The organism is Paenibacillus sp. BSR1-1, from assembly GCF_030403775.1.
In the GTDB taxonomy this organism is placed as follows: Bacteria; Bacillota; Bacilli; order Bacillales; family Cytobacillaceae; genus Neobacillus.
In genome coordinates this window covers 566,151-584,514 of sequence record NZ_JAQMWQ010000001.1, presented here as the reverse complement: position 1 = coordinate 584,514, position 18,364 = coordinate 566,151, and the positions used below count along the sequence as shown (strand labels likewise).

Sequence of the window (18,364 nt, the reverse complement as noted above, 5' to 3'; positions counted from 1 at the left end):
GTTATAGCCAGGTATGTTATACTCGTACTATAAGAAGGAGCGTGGATATGTTGGCTAAAGGTGTATTACATTATGAGATTGGGGAACAGGTTGAATTATTTTTATTAATAAAAAGTTCAACAAAAGGAATTGCGAGTAATGGCAAGCCGTTTTTGACATTAATCCTTCAGGATCAAAGCGGTGAGATAGAGGCAAAGCTCTGGGATGTTGGTGAAGAGGAAGAAAAAACCTATGCAGCCCAAAATATTGTCAAAATTCAAGGGGATTTACAAAATTATCGCGGGAAGAGCCAATTGAAAATTCGTCAGATTAGACGATCTGGACCATCAGATGGCGTTAAATTGGATGACTTTCTCGAAACAGCTCCGCTTAGTCAAGATGAGATGGTCAGCAAGCTGACCTCATATATTTTTGAAATGAAAAATCCAAACATCCAACGAATTACCCGCCATTTAATTAAAAAACATCAAAAGGCGTTCTTGGAATACCCAGCAGCAACAAAAAACCATCATGAGTTTGTATCAGGGTTAGCCTATCATGTCGTTAGCATGCTGGACCTGGCGAAGGCAATTGCATCCTTGTACCCTAGTCTCGATAAAGACTTACTCTATGCAGGAGTGATCTTGCATGATATGGGAAAAGTAATGGAGTTATCTGGACCCATTTCGACCGTCTATACAATCCAAGGTAATTTACTAGGGCACATTACCATTATGATCAATGAAATCGGCAAAGCAGCCGAAGAACTGGGAATTACAGGTGAGGAAGTGCTTATACTTCAGCATTTGGTTCTAAGCCATCATGGTAAAGCTGAATGGGGCAGCCCGAAACCGCCATTAATTAAAGAGGCGGAGATTCTTCATTATATTGATAACCTCGATGCAAAAATGAATATGCTAGACCGAGCTCTCGAAAGAGTAAAGCCTGGTGAATTTTCGGAGCGAATTTTTGCATTGGATAATCGGTCATTCTATAAGCCAGTTTTTCATAAATAAAATAACCCATCATGGGTTATTTTTTTTTATTGTAATGAATATGTTGTTAATAAAACGTGGACAGCCACTAATGAAAGGAGCAAATGATATTGACTATTCCTATTTGGATTTATGCAGTTGTGGTTGGAATTGTAGTAAGTGCACTCATGGCCATTAAAACAGGCAAAGAAGAGCGAAGGCTTGAACTAGAAAACATTGAGCAAGAAGGGGAAATCTATATAAAACGTCTTGAACGCGAAAAAGAAATGAGGGAAGAACTAAAGGCCACAGGTGAATAAAAAAGCGGAAACGCCAAAATTTGGCGTTTCCGCTTTTTTTATTATTGTCCAGCAGCTGCTGCTGAAGCTTTTGGTTTCAGTGCATCTTTAAGGTCTTTATCATTTATTTTTACGTTTGCAGCTTTAAGCTCGCGCTCCATAGCTTTGTTAATCTCATCACTAGTTAATTTAGATGATTTTACTTGATATTCAATTTCTTTCTTCATGTCAGCGTAAGATTTTTTCTCTTTTTTGTCGGTAACCTGGATAATATGATAGCCAAATTGTGTTTTCACTGGAGCACTAATTTCATTCACTTTTAATGCATAGGCTGCTTTTTCAAAATCAGGATCCATTTTTCCGGTACCAAACCAGCCTAAATCACCGCCGTTTTGCGCTGATGCTGTATCTGTTGAATATTCTTTAGCAACATCTTCAAACTTTGCACCGCCATCAAGCTTTTTCTTTACTTCATTTGCCGTTTTTTCATCAGCAACAAGAATGTGGCGTGCCTTAATTTCTGGCTTATAGTTATTATAGTAGTCCTTCATTTCTTTTTCTGTTGCTTTGACATCCTTCAGCGCAGCTTTTTCTTGAAGCATGCCAAGCTTCATCGTTTTCTTTAAGTCGGCTTCACTTTTGTACCCATATTGAGCAAGGGTAGTTTCAAAGTTTGCGCCCAGATCTGATTTTAATTGGTCAATTTTGTCATTTAATTCTTTATCGGTTACCTTGTACTTCTTAGAAAGAACCTTTTCATAAACAAGTTGCTGAAGGGCTTGTTCACCATACTTTGTCTTCATGGAATTGTAAAGATCTTCTTGGGTAACATTACCAACCTTACTCTCTGCAACTGTATCAGATCCGCTTTGATTACAAGCACTTAACGCAAGTACCCCACTTGCTAAAGAAAGGGCTAATATCCATTTTTTCATGTTGAAATCTCTCCTAAACAGTTTATTCTTGTCCACAAATTCTACTATAACATAAATGGCAACTACTGCAAAAATATAAACTATGTTTGTTTTTTGAATATTGCACAAATCCACTCTAGACTTTTCCAAAAAATTTTGGCAAATGCCTAAACGAAATGAATACCGGTTGAATAGTATATGGTAGCAAATGAAAAAGGAGGTATTACGATGAGTGGTGGATATGGAGCTGGCTTCGCTCTAATTGTAGTACTTTTCATACTATTGATTATTGTTGGAGCTTCCTGGATTTACTAAAAAATTGGAGCTTCCTGTATTGATTAAAAAATCTAAAGTTTGCTGAAAGGAGGTAAAGATATGTCTGGTGCAGGTGGATATGGTGGAGGATTTGCGTTAGTCGTTGTCCTTTTCATTTTATTAATTATTATCGGAGCATCTTGGGTTTATTAATTTCAAAATGGTAAACTAAAAGCGATGAGATTTCCTCATCGCTTCTATTTTTTAATGTTTATGGTCCATTACATATCCTTTGTCCCGCAATACGATAACAGTTGGATTATGTATATAAAATTTCCAAATATGAAGAAATCAGAAGGATAGTGACTAGAACATTAATGGTGCGAAAAACCTTATGCTGGCGTTCTTCAGGAATTTCTTTTTGAATACAAAGGGAACTGGTCATTTTATTTACATAAAACAAGATAAAAATAGCGAAGACAATAAAAATGGAGATCATCAACGATTCCCTCCTTGTTGTTCATTATGATACTTACATTATCAAAAATTACGAAAAAAAGATAGTCAAAAAGAGTGGGAGAATATTAGACTTTTTTATTCATTTGCATTAAATTTCAGACAGATGCTTAAAAAAGGGTTTACCCTTATTTAAAAAAGGTGAATAATGTTAATATGCTAACTTTAAAGTTCCGAAATGAGGGCTTGATTATGACAGATTACGAATTGCTATTACAAAAAATTAACCTGCTTGAATACCATCAAAAGCTGCTTTTAGAACTCCTTAACAATCCAAAGCTTGAATTTTATAAGCTCATAATTGAAAGGGGAATATCTAAACAGGAAGTAATAAATTTCTTTCAATTATGTGATGAAATGAGCATAAAATTGGAAGAACAAAAAGCGGAAGGGTATGTATACTTTCATCCGCTTTTTGACGAATTAACTGCTTCTTTGCCTGGTGGACTTGATATAAAAGAAGTTCTTAATGCCTGCATAAAGCAGGATCTTTTCAAGACATTATTTCTGGAGTTCATTAAATATATTTAAGCTAGTTCTTGTTCGGGCTTCTCAGCCTTACGAAGTTTACCATTTTCTTCGGTAAATTCACTTTCTATGTTATGGAAGGAACGTTCGAAAATCTCCATAAAATCCGCCCCATAAATATTTCGGACAATTGCCATCGTTTCAATAAAATCTGGGAATTTTCCATATAGCTCTCTTAGTGGAAGAGCACCAGAAAAAGCAGAATTGCTATCCGGTTCATAGGTTTCCATTAATTGCAGTAAAATGTCTTCGCCTTTTTCAGTTAGTTGAATGTAGGTGTTCCGCTTATCATTTTCTTTTTTAGAAAATTGAAGCAAACCTCTTTCTTCTAACTTTTTTGAAAAATTAAAAGCTGTAGAAACATGCATCACACCGAACTTTGCCACATCCGAGATAGAAGCACCATTTAAATGATGGGCAATCCATAGAATATGATGTTCGTTAATATTTAAATCAAACGGTTTAATCCATTGCTGCCAATCTTTCTCAATCGATTTCCATAGCGCTTTACTTAATTGAGCAATTCGTTGACTAAAAAAGAAAGCTTCCTTCATTGAATAATGTTTCTCTGTCATCCCCATTTTCACCTACTTTATTATTTCTCTATTATCATTATGCCAATAAAATAAAAATTAATAAAGATATAAATTCACAAAATTTTTAGAAATTATGAAAATTTTATCTTGAAATTTCATTTTTATGCAAAAAACATGCCTTGTTCATAGGAATGGACGATCAATCATATAAATAGTTACAAGAATAATGCGAAAATTTTAAATAATTAAAGGGGGCAAAAAATGAAGAGTGCAACTGTAATTTTCTTTATCCTTAGTGCCATCCTTTTTTCGGGCACAGTTAAACATTTATTAGCTTATAAAAGACCTGGTGTTTATCCACCGAAACAAATTTTAAAGAAAAGAATAACGGCATTAGCTGGAGGGTGTGGAATCTGCCTTCTCGTTGCTTCCATGCTTTCTTATTTTTTATAAAATCTGGTAATATTTGAATTTAAGAAAAGAACCCTGTTGGGTTCTTTTCTTAAAAAGGATCCCGACCATTATTTTTGAATGACGGAAGCTGTAGATAATTTAGTTCTTTTAACAATTGAAAGAGCCACTGGATACAAAATAAACATAGTGATGGCATTTAGTGCGATCGCGGGTAATACACCTGCCGAGAATAGCAGTGCGAATGAATTAGGTAAGCCGACAATGAAATACGCCGCTGTTAGAAAGACAGTCCCTGAAACAACTGTACCCACTGCTGTTAAGACAGCAACACTCACAACAGAATTTCGGTATTTTTTTAAGGCCAAAAATAAACCAAAAAATATTAATGCAGTAATAGGTTTATCGATAATATTTGGAATTTGGCCGCCCGGAAAACCAGTTGTTAATGCAGACAGCACACCAGTAACAATAGCTAATAGCATGACACTTTTTAATTCTGGAATAAGGACGATTCCTAAAAACATCATGGCCAGCATCATGTCAGGCTTAATTCCAAAGAATGATGGCATTACCGTGTGTAAAACTACCCCAATCCCCGCTAATAATGCTAAAACAACAAGATTTTTTGTATTCATTTCTCATCTCTCCTCTGCTCTTCTAAGCTATTTGTTTCTCCTGCAGTGCACTCATTGCCTGCAGCGAAAAACTTAAATTCATTATAACATAATAATATAATATTAATAAAGAAATAATTTTCTGATAATTTAAAAATTAAAGCTGTTTTGAAATTTTTGCTGCCATTTCCTGCAATAGCTGCGGCGAATAATCACTTTGATTGTTCTTCCAGACAGCGCCAAAGCCATCACCTTTACCATAGCGCGGAATTAAGTGCATATGGTAATGAAACACGGATTGGCCAGCATGCTCACCATTATTGTTGATCGAGTTAAGTCCGATTGGTTCATATTCACGTTTTAAAGCGTTGGCAATAGAAGGGACAACCTCAAAAAGATTTCTGGCAATCTCAGGTGTTAATTCAAATAAATTTTCCTTATGTACTTTCGGAATAACCAGCGTATGTCCTTTTGTCACTTGGCTAATATCCAAGAAAGCCAAAACATGTTCATTTTCAAATACTTTTGCTGCAGGAATATCTCCATTGACAATTTTACAAAAAATACATTCACTCACCTATTTCACAGCCCTTCATAAAATGTTTGTCTTATTTTACCATAATACAGACTGATAAAAAAGAAAAGAACAGGATTCGCATGGAATCCTGCCCTCTCGAAGGGGACCTGCTTCAATTGACGTTCAATTAGGAGTGTTCTTTGATAAACACCTCATTTTTCGTAGAGTGTTTTTTATAAAGAGACATCATTGTTCAAGCTGACCATCCCCTATATGTGTTTTTATATGTTTTCCCAACTTATAAAAACAGGTGGCGATCTGCGGTAAACACCTCATTTGCCGTTTATTTTTTTAAGATAAACAGTGGTGTTACTTGAACTCTAAATGGTTACCATGCACATTGTACAAAACAACCATCCCCTTATCTGATACGATTGAGAAGCTCACTTGTTTGAATGGAAAATGTCTTTAACAGACACCTCATTTCAAATTTTGATGAATTGCTTCACCGAAGTAAGTTGTTTCCCCTTCGAATATTATGATGTCCGGTTTTGAAAGAAATATACAAAAAAATATTGAAAAATTGAATTCCTATTTTTATTGAACGCATTTTGATAAAATAAACCTTAATCATGCTATGGAAGGACGTTAAAAAATGTCTTTATTAACAATCGAAAATCTTGTCGGGGGATACACTAGAAACCCGGTTTTAAAGGATGTTTCTTTTGAAGTAAAAGAAAAAGAATTGGTTGGTCTCATCGGACTAAATGGAGCCGGAAAAAGTACAACCATAAAACATATCATCGGATTAATGGAACCGCACAAGGGGTACATAAAAATTAATGGAAAATCTTTTACTGAGGATAAAGAGGCATATCGCCATTTGTTCACCTTCGTTCCCGAAACTCCTGTTTTATATGAGGAGCTTACATTGGACGAGCATTTGAAATTAACAGCTATGGCCTATGGAATGGATGAATCAACGTATAAATCAAGAGTTGCGCCTTTGTTATCTGAATTTCGAATGGAAAAACGCCTGAACTGGTTTCCAGCCCATTTTTCAAAAGGTATGAAACAAAAGGTAATGATCATGTGCGCCTTCTTAGTACAGCCAGCTCTTTATATTGTTGATGAACCTTTTGTCGGGCTAGACCCCCTCGGAATCCAATCCTTGCTTGATTTAATGAAAAAAATGAAGGAACGCGGTGCAGGTATTTTAATGTCAACCCACATTTTGGCAACTGCTGAAAAATATTGTGATCGTTTTGTAATCCTCCATGAAGGAAAAATTAGAGCAAAGGGAACATTAGAGGAATTAAGGGAACAATTTTCAATGCCTGCCGCTTCCTTAGATGATTTATATATCCAATTAACGAAGGAAGAAAAATATGTTTGATGAAAAAAGTCTTTGGAAGGATCGGGCAGGGGTTCGAGTAAAAGATTTAGGCAGGTATCTTAGATATATTTTTAATGGGCATCTTGTTATTGTTTTGTTATTTCTTATTGGTACGGCAGCCTTTTATTATCAAAAATGGATTGAGGGGCTTTCTTCTGGATTTCCGGGAGAAATCATCATGGCCATAATTTTGGGTGGATTCTTAAACTACAGTCCGGTTTATAATTTTTTATTGGAAGCGGATAAAGTGTTTTTAATACCGCTTGAAAGCAAATTAAAAGGATATTTTTTTCGCTCAGGAATAACCAGTCTTTTTTTTCAAGGATATATTCTTTTAATGGCTCTTTCCATATTAATGCCAATGTATGCACATATAAGCAGCAACGGATTCCACCGCTTTTTCCTGTTTTTCGTGGTCTTGTTAGCTTTAAAGGCATGGAATCTTGCTTTAAGCTGGAGAATCGACTATTATGTTCAATCGTCTGTGCATAGATGGGATTGGCTTGTCCGTTATTTTTTGAATGCGGTCTTTACCTATTTATTATTTAAACAGGCAAACGTTTTGCTCCTTTTCTTTATCGTTTTAATCATGGCCTTTTATTATTACTCCTTTTATACGAGAACAAAAAGAATGGGTCTGAAGTGGGATTTATTGATTGATGGTGAAGAAAAAAGAATGGCTTCATTTTATCGGCTGGCTAATCTTTTTACCGATGTTCCTAAGTTAAAGGATACGGTTAAAAGAAGAAAATGGCTTGATTTCATTATTAATGGAATAAGCTTTTCGCAAGACAAAACGTATCTTTATTTGTTTTCAAGAACGTTCCTGCGATCGTCTGATTACCTTGGTCTTTTTATCCGTCTAACAGTGATTGGAACATTAGCCATTTATTTTATATCGTTTGGGCTGGGGCAAATTCTTTTAAGTGTTTTATTTTTATATTTAACCGGTTTTCAGCTTCTTCCGTTATGGAACCATCATCAAAACAAGCTATGGGTTGATTTATATCCTGTTGCTCCAATGTACAAATCAGCTGCTTTTCATTCATTAATAGGGATTATTATGATTGTCCAGGCTGTGATTTTCGCTTTGTTCATTTTAATTAAAGGTGAACTGGTTATTGCATTGCTAGCGTTACTTGGAGGACTTTTGTTTACCTTTATGTTTATAAATTTTTACAGTAAAAATCGTATAAAAGATGTATCCTCCATTTGAAACCAGTGGGCAGATTCCACCGTAAATCAGCATAAATTATTATGGAGGGGTGGGTCATAAAAATGAATGAATATGAATTGACAGTCTATGAAGAAGTAGAAGAATGGAAAAGAAAAATAATGAGACGGTCAGGAATGATGAATCGTCTTTCCAAAAAAGCTCAGGGGAAAATAAATGAATTCATACCGGAAAAGGTCCATGAGGTGATGACCGAGAGTATTAAAGCGATGGTCAAAGCAACATTATTCGGATCGCAGGTAACGACAAATATGGATCAGGCACGCGGGATGACATTAGCCGAACGAGATGACTTGGCTCGAAAAAAAATATCTACGTTTCAAAAGACTGCTATAATCGAAGGAGCCGGTACAGGTGCAGGAGGGATTTTACTCGGACTGGCTGATTTTCCATTACTTCTAACCATTAAAATGAAATATCTTTTTGAGACAGCAGCTGTTTATGGATTCAATACCAAGGATTATGAGGAAAGATTATTTATTCTACATGTTTTTCAGCTTGCTTTTTCAAGTGATGAAATTCGGAAAAACACTTTATATGAGATTGAAAATTGGGAAACACGAAAACAAGCGCTAGTGGAAATGGATTGGCGCCAGTTTCAGCAGGAATATCGCGATTATATTGACCTAGTTAAAATGTTGCAGCTTGTCCCGGGGATTGGGGCTTTTGTTGGTGCCTATGCCAATAACAATCTCTTAAAGCATTTGGGAGAAACATCGATGAATGCCTTCAGGTTAAGGATTTTGCAAAAAGCCCCTGAACTATAAATTGTTCAGGGGTTTCGTTTTAATTATTTCTGAAATTTTAATGCGGCAGTTCCGAGTGTTTTCGCGGCAATTAGCATCGCTTTTTCATCTATATCAAATTTAGGATGGTGATGCGGGTAACCGGCATCATCCTTTACTGGTTTCGCTCCAGTATAAAAGAATGTACCCGGAATTTCCTGTAAATAATAGGCGAAGTCCTCGCCGCCCATTTGAGGTTCGGTTTCTTCAATAGTTACAACCTCAGGTACATCTTGAGCACATGAAATTAAAAATTCTGTTTCATTTGCATGATTTACGACCGCAGGGTATCCTCTGAAATAATGATATTCATAACCGCAATCCGACAAATAACATGTACCATGTATAATTCGTTTCATTTCATCCTCGATAAACTGGCGGACATCTTCATTAAACGTGCGGACTGTACCAATCAGTTTTGCTTTATCTGCAATGACATTAAAAGCATTTTGAGCCGTAAATGAGCCAACTGTTACAACAGCGGATTCAACCGGATTAACCTTGCGGCTGACGATTTGTTGTAAATTTAATACAAGCTGTGAGGCAGTAACGATAGCATCCTTCGTTTTATGAGGCTGGGCTCCATGTCCACCTTTTCCTTGAATATCAATTTCAAACCTGTCAGCTGCTGCCATAATTGGTCCAGTTCGATACTGAATCTTCCCTGTCTGTTCACCTGCCCATAAATGTGTTCCGAAAATGACATCTACTCCCCTTAGACATCCTGCCTCAATCATTGATTTCGCCCCGCCCGGTGCATATTCTTCGGCATGCTGGTGAATAAAGACGTAGTTTCCTACAAGTTCATCTTTTAATTCATTTAAGGCTTTCGCCAGTACTAGGAGAGTAGCGGTGTGACCGTCATGTCCACAAGCGTGCATCACGCCAGGTACTAATGACTTGTAGGGGACATCCTTTTCGTCCTGAATTGGCAGGGCATCGAAGTCAGCTCTAAGTGCTACAGTTTTACCAGGTCTTTTCCCATAAATCCTTGCCACCACACCATTTCCGCCAATATTCCCTTCTACTTCAATATTTAAATTTTCATAAAAGGATTTAATAAATTTTGCTGTTTCATATTCTTCAAAGGAAAGTTCTGGATGCTGGTGCATGTGCCTTCGAATCGAGACCATTTCATCATAATAGTTTTCTAATTTAGCAAAAAGTGTATTTAACATATGTAACCCCCAAAACCTTTGATTATTAAGAATGTATTTTCAAACTATTTTAACATTTTTTGCTTGAAATGTAGATTTTTATGTCTTCTTTCATTATACTTTTAAAAGTAATTTAACTAGTAAGAAAGGGTTTTGCGAAATGGATCTGAAAAATAAATGGAATTATTCTTATACATTTATCATCCTCGCTGTGTTAATCACGTTATACACCTCCATTAAAGTTGCATTAAACAGTCTATTTTTAATTGATAACACCGTGGCAGGCTGGGCAGCCCATGTCCCTGATTCAGTTATTCCCTTTTTTGTTCAGATAACAGAAATGGGCGATAAAAAAGGGATCGGGGTTGTTGCCGTACTAACTCTTGCCTGGTTATTACTGAAGAAAAGAAACTATTTGGGCGCTGCTGTTTTTTCTCTGTCAGTAGCTTTAGGTAATGAAGCTAGTAATCTTCTAAAAAACCTTTTTGACCGGCCAAGACCTGACCTGGAGCATCTTGTCCAAGTAAAAAGTTACAGCTATCCAAGCGGGCATGCGATGGTGGGGATGATTGTTTATTTTTTAATTGCTTATCTTTTAATGGAAGCAGCCAAATCAAAAACTGTGAAGATCATTATAATCTGTGCTGCCGCCATTTTACTTCTTTTAATAGGGGCGAGCAGAATCATTTTGCAAGTTCATTACCCTTCTGATGTATTAGGCGGATATGCTTTAGGGTACATATGGGTGTTTTTCTCACTATTAATCTATAAATATTTTAAAAAGCGAGTAAAATAACTAGAGGCAGAATAAAATTCTGCCTCTAGTTATTTGTTTAGAGTAGGCTCTTTTCGTATACTTAGTTGCTTATAGAACATATTAAGCCTCATTTACATAGTATCCAGGCAATTTTCGCAAAAGTTCTTACGAAAAGATGCAACGAAGAATCATGTTATACGGGTTGATGAACCAATACGAAAACCAATAATCTTTGCGAAAATAGCCTTAGATTAAAAACATAGCAACTATCGTTGTGACAACAAGACCAATGCATACTGGGACAAGGTTTCGTCTGGCTAAGTCGAATGGATCTACTTTACAAATGGCGGCCGCTGGGATTAGCGCCCATGGTACGAGTACTCCGCCGCCTACCCAAATCGCTGCAATTTGCCCAAGTGCCGTCAAAGTAGCAATACCTTTGCCGATGGCTGCGCCAAATAGTGCGGCAACTGAACCAGCTAGAGAAATCCCAGAGAATCCTGAACCATCTAATCCAGTAATTGCCCCAACTGCAGTTAATGTAACTGCTCCTACTTCTTTACTCAATGGCACAACATTGGCAAGAGCAACACCCAAATCGTTGACGATTCCTTGTGAAGCTTTCGGTAAGAAATCACCGATAATTTTGCCAAAACCGGCATCGCCTAAATAGAAGAAAGCAGCAATTGGAATAACAGGGCCAAACACTTTAAACCCAAATGTGAATCCTTCAATTAAATATTGAGTCGTTTTTTCAAGCCCCTTATTTTTATGGCTCGTTAATGTGATTAACAATAAAATGAGGATGGAGGTTCCGCCAATTAACGCGGTTGCATCGCCGCCAGTTAAATCTAACATAGTCATAGCGGCCACATCAGCAGCAAATAATAAAGGAACTAAAATAGCGAAGAAACGTTTTTGGGCAACTGATAAAAGTTCTGGCTGATTGATTTCTTCCACATGATTGTCTTGGATGACAGAGTCCGTTATTTTTAGGACGCCCCGCTTCATATCTCTCCTTAAAAAGAAGTATGCCGCAACGGTTGTAACAATCCCCATTGTGAAAACTAAAGGAACGCTGGCATTAATAACATCTTGGATTGGAATACCTGCTGCATCTGAAGTTAGCTTTGGAGCAGCCTGAATCACGAAATCCCCAGATAAAGCAATCCCATGACCGAACAAGTTCATTGCCATGGCTGTGCCCAATGCAGGCAAACCAGCTTCATAAGCGACTGGCAGAAGAACAGCTCCGATGAGGGCAACTGCAGGGGATGGCCAGAAGAACCAGGATATGACCATCATCAGAATACCAATGGTCCAATAAGCAAGGGTAGGGTTGCGAATTAACTTTCTAAAAGGTGAAATCATGACAGCATTAATCCCTGTCGAGGTTAAGGTGTTACTCATGGCAACAATAATGGAAATAACGAGAATAGTAGACAATAATTCTGTAATGGCATAACTAAAACTGTTGAAAATACTGCTAATGGAATGACTTAAACTGCCAGTGGCAGTAAGGGCGATTAAGAATATCCCAGCAATACAAACAATGGTTGTATCCCTTCTCATCACCATGAATCCGATTATTAGTGCAATAAAGACAACATAAATCCAATGGAGAGCGGTAAGCTCAACAATCATATAATTACCCCCCTTCTTTTATCCACTGGGCTCTTGCCCTGTTGGATGTAATACAGAATATGAAAAACACCCAAAGTGGTGAAAGGGATTAAAAAATTCTTTCCTATAATTTAAACGTAAAGCTGAATTAAAGGCCTGATTGAATATTAACACTGTTGATTGGAGTGGGTGGCGCGAAGACTCCTGCTCGCCCGCAGAAGAAAAGCGACTGGAACGCAAATCAACAATCATGTTTAACAGAACCAAACGTAAAAAACGACTTTTTTTTGACAGATATGCACGTTATCTATACAGAAATAGAATTAATAGATATAGTGAAGAAAGTCTATATATTAGAAAGTTTTTAAAATCCTCCAATATATATTAAAATGGAAAACAGACATGTCTTTGAAAGGTGGACTTTTTTTTATGACCAGACCGATTAATGAAACATTTTTAAAAGCTGCAAAAGGGGAGAAGACCGACTACGTTCCAGTATGGTATATGCGGCAGGCAGGCAGGTCCCAGCCAGAATATCGAGAAATTAAAGAAAAGTATTCGTTATTTGAAATAACGCATCAGCCAGAGCTATGTGCGTATGTAACGCGTTTGCCGGTTGAGCAATACAACGTCGACGCAGCAATTCTATATAAAGATATCATGACACCCCTTCCGGCGATCGGAATGCAGGTAGAAATAAAGGGTGGAATTGGACCAGTGATTGACAATCCAATCCGTTCTTTAGCCGATGTAGAGAAACTAGGCGAAATAAATCCTGAGGAAGACGTTCCCTATGTGCTCGAAACCATCAAATTACTGACAACTGAACAATTATCCGTGCCATTAATTGGTTTTTCAGGTGCACCATTCACCCTAGCCAGCTATATGATTGAAGGCGGCCCATCGAAGAACTATAACAAAACAAAAGCCTTTATGTATACGGAGCCAAAAGCTTGGTTCGCCTTAATGGATAAGCTAGGTGATATGACCATTACATATGTGAAGTCTCAAATAAAAGCGGGGGCAAAAGCGATCCAAATATTCGATTCTTGGGTAGGTGCCCTGAATGTAGAAGATTATCGTTACTTCATCAAACCAGTAATGAATAGAATCTTTACTTCATTAAAAGAAGAAAATGTTCCATTGATCATGTTTGGTGTCGGGGCAAGTCATCTGGCATTAGAATGGAATGATCTTCCACTCGACGTTGTTGGTTTAGATTGGCGCTTGCCGATCAGACAGGCTAGAGAGTTGGGTATTCATAAAACCGTACAAGGAAATCTTGACCCTGCTATTTTGCTTGCTCCTTGGGAAGTCATTGAGGAAAGAGCTAAAGCGATCTTAGACCAAGGCATGGATCAGGATGGATACATCTTTAATTTAGGTCATGGAGTATTCCCTTCTGTCAACCCGGAAACATTGAAGAAATTAACTTCATTTATCCATGAGTATTCAGCATCAAAATTAAGTCGATAGGACTCACGGTTAAGTGTTAAGATTGGTAAGTCGTCCAATTTTTTGGCACAATAAAGTGATACCTCCATCACCGGAGAAACTGTAAAGACTTAAAAATGAGGTGCGAACATGACAAAGAAGAAAATCGGGCTGCTAGTAATGGCATACGGTACCCCATATAAATTAGATGATTTAGAGAGATATTATACCCATATTCGACATGGCCGGAAACCAACTGATGCAATGCTTGAAGACCTTCGCAATCGCTATGAAGCAATTGGAGGCATCTCTCCATTAGCCAAAATAACTCTAGAACAAGCGAAGAAGCTTGAAGCGCATTTGAATAGAATCCAGGATGAAATCGAATTTAAAATGTATCTGGGATTGAAGCATATCGACCCATTTATTGAGGATGCTGTTAAACAAATGCATGAAGATGGAATTGAAGAAGCGATTAGTATTGTCCTTGCCCCGCATTTTTCAACCTTCAGTGTACAATCCTACAATGGACGAGCCGTTGAAGAAGCAGCAAAATTAGGAAACCTTAAAATTAAAACCATAGAAAGCTGGTATCAAGAACCAAAATTTATCGATTATTGGGTAGATAAGATAACACAAGTATTTGAATCCATGCCCGAGGAAGAAAAAGACCAAGCAATACTAATCGTTTCAGCACACAGTCTGCCAGAGAAAATTTTGCAATTTGGTGACCCGTATCCAAAACAACTGCAAGAAACAGCGGATTTAATTGCGAAACATACAGGTGTTGAAAATTATGTGATTGGCTGGCAAAGTGCCGGAAATACACCGGAACCGTGGCTGGGGCCTGATGTCCAGGATTTAACAAGGGAATTATTTAATGAACATCAATATAAAGCATTCGTATTTGCTCCTGTCGGCTTTGTCTGTGATCACCTTGAGGTGCTTTACGATAACGATATCGAATGCAAAGCAGTTACTGACGAATTAGGAGTACGCTACTATCGTGCTGAAATGCCCAATTCTAAAGAAGAGTTTATTGATGCTGTTTCCAGCGTCGTCCTTAAAGAATTGGAGCGGTAGGATAGGAAATATAATGAAAGAAGGTGACGTCCGTGGCGGAAGATAAACAAAAGGTTGTCATTATCGGGGGAGGAATTGCCGGGCTTACGTCAGCATTTTACCTTCAAAAAGCAGCTAAGGAGCAATCACTTCCTATCGAAATTATATTAGTTGAAGCATCCCACCGTCTCGGAGGCAAGCTGCAAACGGTTGTCAGGGATGGCTTTACGATTGAAAGAGGCCCAGATTCCTTTTTAGCAAGAAAGACAAGTATGATAAGGCTGGCAAAAGAAGTGGGGATGGATGATCAATTAGTCCATAATTCCACAGGAAAATCCTATGTTTTAGTAAACGAAAGACTTCATTCCATGCCGGGGGGGTCGATTATGGGAATCCCAACAGAAATTGGACCTTTTATCACGTCAGCTCTATTTTCGCTTCCCGGCAAATTAAGAGCTGCAGCTGATTTTGTTCTGCCACGGTCAGAAAGCGGGAAAGACCAATCTTTAGGAGAGTTTTTTAGAAGAAGGCTCGGCGATGAGGTGGTTGAGAATCTTATTGAGCCATTATTATCGGGTATCTATGCCGGCGATATTGATCAATTAAGCTTAATGTCAACTTTTCCACAATTTTATGAAGTAGAGCAAAAATACCGTAGTTTAATCCTAGGGATGAAAAAATCAACTCCTGCTCAACCAAAAAAACCTGTAAGTACCGAAAAACCAAAAGGGGCATTTCTAACTTTTGTCAGCGGTCTCCAATCGTTTGCCGAAGCGATTGAAGCGAACTTAGACCCTGCATCAATTTTAAAAGGGCACCGTGTTGATAAAATCATGAAAACTGACAATCAATATGAAATTTATTTAAATAATGGGGAAACCATTTATGCAGATTGTATAATTGCGGCGACACCTCATCAAGTGACGCAAATGATGTTTTCACAATATTCCTTTTTTGAACCTTTTAAATCTGTGCCCTCTACATCGGTTGCAACTGTTGCTTTGGCCTTTCCGGAAGAGGCTGTTAAACAAGATATCGATGGAACAGGGTTTGTTGTTTCTAGAAATGGTGATTATTCTATAACAGCCTGCACATGGACTCATAAAAAATGGGCCCATTCCACTCCAAAAGGAAAAGTACTGCTCCGCTGTTATGTAGGCAGAGCTGGGGACGAAACAATTGTTGATCTTTCGGATGACCAAATTACAAAGATCGTTCTTGACGATTTAAATAAGACGATGAAAATAACGATGAAGCCCGACTTCGCAATTGTTTCCCGTTGGAAAAATTCCATGCCGCAATACACGGTCGGCCATAAACAGCGCCTTGAAACCATTCTTGCTCATGTGAAAGAAGAACTTCCAGGAGTGTTTTTAGCTGGTGCATCCTATGGGGGTGTAGGAGTTCCTGATTGCATTGACCAAGGAGAAGCAGCTGTAAAATCCGTTTTGGAATATTTAAAAGAAAAGGGAATATCTAAGGAGGCTGTTTACTGATAACAGCTTTCTTTTTTATATTTAAGACCAGCCATATCAATGATCCGGCTGGTTTTTCTGTTTGTGAAAGGATGGTGTATATTATAGTTAATTAGTTTAATTTGATGGAGGAGTTCGAAATGAAACTAACAATAATTGGATATTGGGGCGGTTACCCGAAGAAGAATGGTGCAAGCTCTGGATATTTACTTGAACACGAAGGTTTTCATTTATTAATCGATTGTGGAAGCGGCGTCCTTGCAAAATTGCAAAATGTCATAGAGCCTGAAGACCTTAATGCGGTCATCATTTCTCACTATCATCCTGACCATATAGCGGATATTGGTGTTCTGCAGCATGCGAGATTAATTCAAGGTTTCTTAGACAAAGATTTTCCAACCCTGCCGATATACGGACACCATTATGATCAATATGAATTTACCAAGCTTACCTATAAAAACATAACAAAAGGAATCCCATACGATCCAGCTGAAAGTCTCACGGTTGGACCCTTTCAAATCTCCTTTTTAAAGACCGAACATCCGGTTCCCTGCTATGCGATGAGAATCGAGGCAGGCGGCAAGGTTATTATTTATTCAGCTGATGGTGCATTTAAAGAAGAATGTATTGAGTTTAGCCGAGGTGCCGATGTTTTATTGTGTGAGTGTAATTTTTATGGCCATCAAAATGGAAAGTCAGCCGGCCATATGAACAGTCTGGAGTCTGGCAGACTAGCGGCCGATGCTGGTGTTAAGCAATTAATACTTACACACCTCCCGCATTACGGAAATTTATCTGATTTACTTAGTGAAGCATCGGGTGAATTTACTGGTATAATTAAACTTGCAGAGGAATTCCAAACTATTTCACTATAAGGGGGATCTTACTTGTATGTTATTTATCAATAATAAAGGTATAACAGATCCACGCATTAATCTTGCAATTGAAGAGTATGCGCTGAAAAATCTTGATATTAATGAGACATACCTGCTATTTTACATAAATGAACCTTCCATCATTATTGGAAAGAATCAAAACACCATTGAAGAAATTAATACTGAGTATGTTGAGGGTAATGGTATTCATGTTGTACGACGTTTATCAGGCGGCGGCGCAGTGTACCATGATCTAGGAAACTTGAATTTTAGTTTTATAACGAAGGATGATGGGGAGAGCTTCCATAATTTCCGTAAATTTACTGAGCCCGTTATTAGGGCACTGCAAAAATTAGGGGTAAATGCGGAGCTTAGCGGAAGAAATGATATTGAAGTCGAAGGTAGAAAGATTTCTGGAAATGCTCAATTTTCAACAAAGGGCAGGATGTTCAGTCATGGAACACTTTTATTTGATTCAGAAATGGACCATGTCGTCTCTGCTCTAAAGGTGAAGAAAGATAAGATTGAATCAAAGGGAATTAAATCTGTCCGCAGCCGGGTAGCCAATATATCTGAATTTCTAACGGAAAAAATTACGATTGAGGAATTTCGCTCCTTAATTCTAACATATATTTTTGAAGGAGCCGAAGAAATTTCTGAGTATGTGCTTACCGAAGAGGATTGGGAGAAAATTCACCAACTTTCAAAGGAACGCTACCAAAATTGGGAGTGGAACTTCGGGAAATCACCAAAATTCAATCTGAAGCATTCACACCGCTTTCCTGTTGGTTCTATCGATGTCCGTTTGGAAGTTAATAAAGGAACGATTGAGAATTGCAAAATCTATGGCGACTTTTTTGGTGTAGGTGATGTTAGTGATCTTGAAAACATGTTAAAAGGTGTTAGATATGATAAAAGTGAAATAGATAAGGCTCTCATAGGCATTGATACGACCTACTATTTTGGCAAAATTTCAAAAGATGAATTTATCAATTTAATTTATTAAGAATGAAACGCGAT

At 37.6% G+C, this 18,364-nt stretch carries 22 protein-coding genes; 15 read left to right on the top strand and 7 right to left on the bottom strand.

Annotated features, from left to right (window positions below; all coding sequences use genetic code 11):
• Positions 1-50: 50 nt before the first annotated feature.
• Positions 51-995 (top strand): 3'-5' exoribonuclease YhaM, encoded by a 945-nt coding sequence (gene yhaM, locus PH210_RS02965; protein ID WP_289982974.1) that lies wholly within the window; start codon positions 51-53, stop codon positions 993-995.
• Positions 996-1,078: 83 nt separating this feature from the next.
• Positions 1,079-1,273, top strand: coding sequence for a sporulation YhaL family protein (locus PH210_RS02960; protein ID WP_289982875.1), 195 nt, complete (start codon positions 1,079-1,081; stop codon positions 1,271-1,273).
• A gap of 41 nt (positions 1,274-1,314) precedes the next feature.
• Here PH210_RS02960 and PH210_RS02955 read toward each other — a convergent pair whose 3' ends face one another.
• On the bottom strand, positions 1,315-2,187 hold the full coding sequence (locus PH210_RS02955) for a peptidylprolyl isomerase (protein ID WP_289982874.1): 873 nt from the start codon (positions 2,185-2,187) through the stop codon (positions 1,315-1,317).
• 207 nt (positions 2,188-2,394) lie between these two features.
• Between PH210_RS02955 and PH210_RS02950 the strand changes: the two genes are divergently transcribed.
• Positions 2,395-2,481, top strand: coding sequence for a YjcZ family sporulation protein (locus PH210_RS02950; RefSeq protein WP_223593141.1), 87 nt, complete (start codon positions 2,395-2,397; stop codon positions 2,479-2,481).
• 60 nt (positions 2,482-2,541) lie between these two features.
• Positions 2,542-2,634: a YjcZ family sporulation protein gene (locus PH210_RS02945; protein WP_223592945.1), complete on the top strand. Its 93-nt coding sequence runs from the start codon at positions 2,542-2,544 to the stop codon at positions 2,632-2,634.
• Between the two features lie 106 nt (positions 2,635-2,740).
• On the opposite strand, the gene PH210_RS02940 is transcribed toward PH210_RS02945, so the two are convergent.
• Entirely contained in the window at positions 2,741-2,920 is a 180-nt protein-coding gene (locus PH210_RS02940) for a hypothetical protein (RefSeq protein WP_213116688.1), read from the bottom strand.
• Between the two features lie 209 nt (positions 2,921-3,129).
• Here PH210_RS02940 and PH210_RS02935 point away from each other — a divergent pair, with 209 nt between their 5' ends.
• On the top strand, positions 3,130-3,468 hold the full coding sequence (locus tag PH210_RS02935) for a DUF1878 family protein (protein WP_289982870.1): 339 nt from the start codon (positions 3,130-3,132) through the stop codon (positions 3,466-3,468).
• Here PH210_RS02935 and PH210_RS02930 read toward each other — a convergent pair.
• Complete coding sequence (locus tag PH210_RS02930) at positions 3,465-4,040, bottom strand: HTH-type transcriptional regulator Hpr (RefSeq protein ID WP_289982868.1); 576 nt, start codon at positions 4,038-4,040, stop codon at positions 3,465-3,467. The two genes, PH210_RS02935 and PH210_RS02930, sit on opposite strands and share 4 nt — an antisense overlap.
• A 222-nt stretch (positions 4,041-4,262) precedes the next feature.
• Here PH210_RS02930 and yhzF point away from each other — a divergent pair, with 222 nt between their 5' ends.
• A complete protein-coding gene (gene yhzF / locus PH210_RS02925) occupies positions 4,263-4,454 on the top strand; it encodes a membrane protein YhzF (RefSeq protein WP_289982866.1) in 192 nt (63 codons plus the stop codon).
• A 68-nt stretch (positions 4,455-4,522) separates the two neighbouring features.
• Here the strand turns inward: yhzF and PH210_RS02920 are convergent, their stop codons facing one another.
• Positions 4,523-5,050, bottom strand: a complete 528-nt coding sequence (locus PH210_RS02920; protein ID WP_289982864.1) for a tryptophan transporter — start codon at positions 5,048-5,050, stop codon at positions 4,523-4,525.
• Positions 5,051-5,186: 136 nt separating this feature from the next.
• Positions 5,187-5,606: an HIT family protein gene (locus PH210_RS02915; protein WP_289982863.1), complete on the bottom strand. Its 420-nt coding sequence runs from the start codon at positions 5,604-5,606 to the stop codon at positions 5,187-5,189.
• Positions 5,607-6,201: 595 nt separating this feature from the next.
• Between PH210_RS02915 and PH210_RS02910 the strand changes: the two genes are divergently transcribed.
• The 3 genes from PH210_RS02910 to PH210_RS02900 all read left to right on the top strand — a co-directional run bounded on the left by PH210_RS02910 (position 6,202) and on the right by PH210_RS02900 (position 8,943).
• The gene (locus tag PH210_RS02910; protein ID WP_289982860.1) at positions 6,202-6,942 is read left to right on the top strand and encodes an ABC transporter ATP-binding protein; all 741 of its coding nucleotides are present in this window, start codon (positions 6,202-6,204) and stop codon (positions 6,940-6,942) included.
• Positions 6,935-8,158, top strand: coding sequence for an ABC transporter permease (locus tag PH210_RS02905; RefSeq protein WP_289982859.1), 1,224 nt, complete (start codon positions 6,935-6,937; stop codon positions 8,156-8,158). The genes PH210_RS02910 and PH210_RS02905 overlap by 8 nt, the downstream gene beginning before the upstream one ends.
• A 62-nt stretch (positions 8,159-8,220) precedes the next feature.
• Entirely contained in the window at positions 8,221-8,943 is a 723-nt protein-coding gene (locus PH210_RS02900) for an EcsC family protein (protein ID WP_289982857.1), read from the top strand.
• Positions 8,944-8,966: 23 nt separating this feature from the next.
• Here PH210_RS02900 and PH210_RS02895 read toward each other — a convergent pair whose 3' ends face one another.
• Positions 8,967-10,139, bottom strand: a complete 1,173-nt coding sequence (locus PH210_RS02895) for a M20 family metallopeptidase (RefSeq protein ID WP_289982855.1) — start codon at positions 10,137-10,139, stop codon at positions 8,967-8,969.
• 139 nt (positions 10,140-10,278) lie between these two features.
• Here PH210_RS02895 and PH210_RS02890 point away from each other — a divergent pair, with 139 nt between their 5' ends.
• Positions 10,279-10,914 (top strand): phosphatase PAP2 family protein, encoded by a 636-nt coding sequence (locus PH210_RS02890; protein ID WP_289982854.1) that lies wholly within the window; start codon positions 10,279-10,281, stop codon positions 10,912-10,914.
• A gap of 207 nt (positions 10,915-11,121) precedes the next feature.
• On the opposite strand, the gene PH210_RS02885 is transcribed toward PH210_RS02890, so the two are convergent.
• Entirely contained in the window at positions 11,122-12,519 is a 1,398-nt protein-coding gene (locus tag PH210_RS02885) for a hypothetical protein (protein ID WP_289982853.1), read from the bottom strand.
• Between the two features lie 408 nt (positions 12,520-12,927).
• On the opposite strand from PH210_RS02885, the gene hemE reads away from it, so the two are divergent.
• From hemE to lplA, 5 genes are all read left to right on the top strand, one after another.
• Complete coding sequence (hemE, locus tag PH210_RS02880; protein ID WP_289982850.1) at positions 12,928-13,974, top strand: uroporphyrinogen decarboxylase; 1,047 nt, start codon at positions 12,928-12,930, stop codon at positions 13,972-13,974.
• 108 nt (positions 13,975-14,082) lie between these two features.
• On the top strand, positions 14,083-15,015 hold the full coding sequence (gene hemH, locus PH210_RS02875) for a ferrochelatase (RefSeq protein ID WP_289982848.1): 933 nt from the start codon (positions 14,083-14,085) through the stop codon (positions 15,013-15,015).
• A 32-nt stretch (positions 15,016-15,047) separates the two neighbouring features.
• Positions 15,048-16,490, top strand: coding sequence for a protoporphyrinogen oxidase (gene hemY, locus PH210_RS02870; RefSeq protein ID WP_289982847.1), 1,443 nt, complete (start codon positions 15,048-15,050; stop codon positions 16,488-16,490).
• 119 nt (positions 16,491-16,609) lie between these two features.
• Positions 16,610-17,344 (top strand): MBL fold metallo-hydrolase, encoded by a 735-nt coding sequence (locus PH210_RS02865; RefSeq protein ID WP_289982846.1) that lies wholly within the window; start codon positions 16,610-16,612, stop codon positions 17,342-17,344.
• Between the two features lie 16 nt (positions 17,345-17,360).
• Positions 17,361-18,350 (top strand): lipoate--protein ligase, encoded by a 990-nt coding sequence (gene lplA / locus PH210_RS02860; RefSeq protein WP_289982845.1) that lies wholly within the window; start codon positions 17,361-17,363, stop codon positions 18,348-18,350.
• Positions 18,351-18,364 lie beyond the last annotated feature (14 nt).